At 68.7% G+C, this 2,251-nt stretch carries 1 protein-coding gene and 1 pseudogene; one reads left to right on the top strand and one right to left on the bottom strand.

The window, feature by feature from the left end; genetic code table 11:
* Positions 1 to 1,227, bottom strand: a pseudogene (locus GSF22_RS33030) (hypothetical protein); the annotation flags it as partial.
* A 207-nt stretch (positions 1,228 to 1,434) separates the two neighbouring features.
* Here GSF22_RS33030 and GSF22_RS33025 point away from each other — a divergent pair.
* A partial coding sequence (locus GSF22_RS33025; protein ID WP_208817832.1) for a LysM peptidoglycan-binding domain-containing protein occupies positions 1,435 to 2,251 on the top strand: 817 nt, incomplete at its 3' end.

Below are 2,251 nucleotides of genomic sequence, written 5' to 3'. Positions count from 1 at the left end.
GGTGGTGGGTGCGAGGTGCGCCACGGCGTAGGCGGTGATCATGGCGAGTGCGCCGGCGGTGCCGAGTTGGGGCAGTGAGGTGCGTACGCCGATGACGTCGAGGTAAATGGTGGTGATGTCGGCGGTGAGGATGGCCTGGAGGAGTAGGGCCAGGGAGCATGCGCCGATGACGAGTGCTCCGGTGAGGTCGCTGACGCGTAGTCGTACCCGTGGTAGCTGTGTGGACGCGGCGGTGGCCCCGGGTTGAGGGGTGGAGGTGAGGGTGAGGGCCCCGTCGGCGAGGCCGTGGGGGTGGTCGGTGAGGACCGGCGTGGTGCCGGTGGCGGCGGCGAGATGCTGGGCCAGGCCGGGGATGTCGTTGGGGTGCCGGAGGACGACGCCGTGCAGGTGTTGTCTGTCGACGTCGGCGGCGTCGAGGAGGGCGTCGACGGAGTCGGAGATCCCGGCGAGGAGTGGCTGCGCGGCGGTGGTGACGTCGTCGCGGGTGATGACAGCTGGCTGTCGGGGTTCGGGTAGCAGGATCGGTGCGCGTTCCTGTGTGGTGAGCAGGTGGCGGGCGGTGCGGACGGATTCGAGCAGCGCGTCGAGTCCGTCTGGCGGGATATTTCCGGGCTGGTCGATGGTGGTGCGGAGGGGGTCGTCGTCACCGGTTGCGGTGTGGATGACGTGGCGGACGACGAGGTGGTCGAGGTCGTACCGACCGTCGATCTGCCGGGTCGCCAGTTCCCGGTAGCCGTCGGTTGTCGCCTGAATGACGGTGAGAACGGCGGGGGACGGGTTCGTTTGGCAGGTGAGCAGGCAGGAACCGGTCGGGAAGGTGAGGCCGAGCATGCGGGCGTGGGCGGCGAGTGCCGCTGGCGCGGTGACCAGGGCGGGGGAGGGGAGCCCGGTGTGGGTCACGGCGGTGGTGAGTTGTCCTCGACGTCGTGGTCCCCAGTTCGCGGGGATGGTCACGGTGAGCGCGGTGACGGGCCCGCCGGCCTGGTGGGTCGCGTGGAGCGCGACGTGGCGCAGCATGGCGGCGAGTAGTCCTGCCGGGTCGACCGGTTGCGCAGCGTCTGTCGTGGGTGGTTGCGGGCCGAGTATCAGGGCCGGATTGGTGACGAACTGGTGGTCGGGTGGCAGTGCCCGCGCTGCCGTCGGGTCGAGGCCGATGTAGAGCTGCCCGTCGGCGGAGACGGCGACGCCCGGTGGCATGACAAGGCGCCCGTCGATGAGGATCGGCACCCGGACACCGTGGCGATCTGCGGTGGCGGCGACGGCCGACGAGCTGAGATCGACCGAGAGTCTGACACCTCCGTTTGACATGATCGACAATCTCACTCGCCGGCACGGCGCGGCGTCAAATACGTTTCCGGTAACGTGAATCATTGACGCGAATAGTGAGAATCTTGCTTCACGGGATGGCCGCAGCCGCGTGTTGTCGTGTATGCGATGGAGATCGACATCCGCGAGACGGGGGAGAGGTACGTGCAGTCGAGGGTTCCGGACAGACACGACACACTCACCGAGTACGGCACCCGCGACACCGTCTACCTACCCCACGACCCGCCATCTGACCGTGAACCGCTACCCCGCACCCTGGCAAGAACCGTCCACACCGTTTCCGCGATCCTGCTGTTCCTGATTGCGGTGCCGACGCTGCTGTGGATGGTCGGCGGCAATCCGATGCGACGGCTACCGGCCTGGTCGCAGATTCCTGAGTGGTTCGACAAGTTCGGCGGACGGTTCACCCCCGACGTTCTTGTCGGCGCGGCGCTGTGGGGCATGTGGCTGCTCTGGGGCGCGTTCGCGCTGCTGCTCATCGCCGAACTCGTCGCCGCGGCGACCCGCTGGCGGATCCCAGTCGTCCGGTTGCCCGCACCGCTGCACCGCCTCGTCTTCGGACTGGCCGGCACCGCCGCGCTTGCCGTCACCTCCGTCGGCAACCCCAACGATGCCGGTGACGACGGTCGCGCGGCCACCACCGTCGCCGCAGCGGACATTCCCCGGCAGGCTGCGGCCCGGGGGCCGGCCATCATCAGAGTCGCCGAACACCAGTACATCTACGTCGTCGAACGCCACGACACCCTGTCCACGATCGCCAAACAGTGGCTCGGCGACGCGAACCGGTGGCCGGAGATCTGCGCGCTGAACAAGCACCGCCACTTCGCCAAGGGGGCCCGTGGCGTCCTACGTGACTGCGACCTCATCTATCCCGGCTGGGACCTTCGCCTACCGGCCGACGCCCGCCCACCCGCCGGTACGACAC

The sequence above is a fragment of the Micromonospora echinofusca genome (genome assembly GCF_017614955.1).
In the GTDB taxonomy this organism is placed as follows: domain Bacteria; phylum Actinomycetota; class Actinomycetes; order Mycobacteriales; family Micromonosporaceae; genus Micromonospora; species Micromonospora echinofusca_A.
The sequence above is the reverse complement of the archived record's forward strand: the minus strand, read 5'-3'. Positions and strand labels throughout refer to the sequence as shown.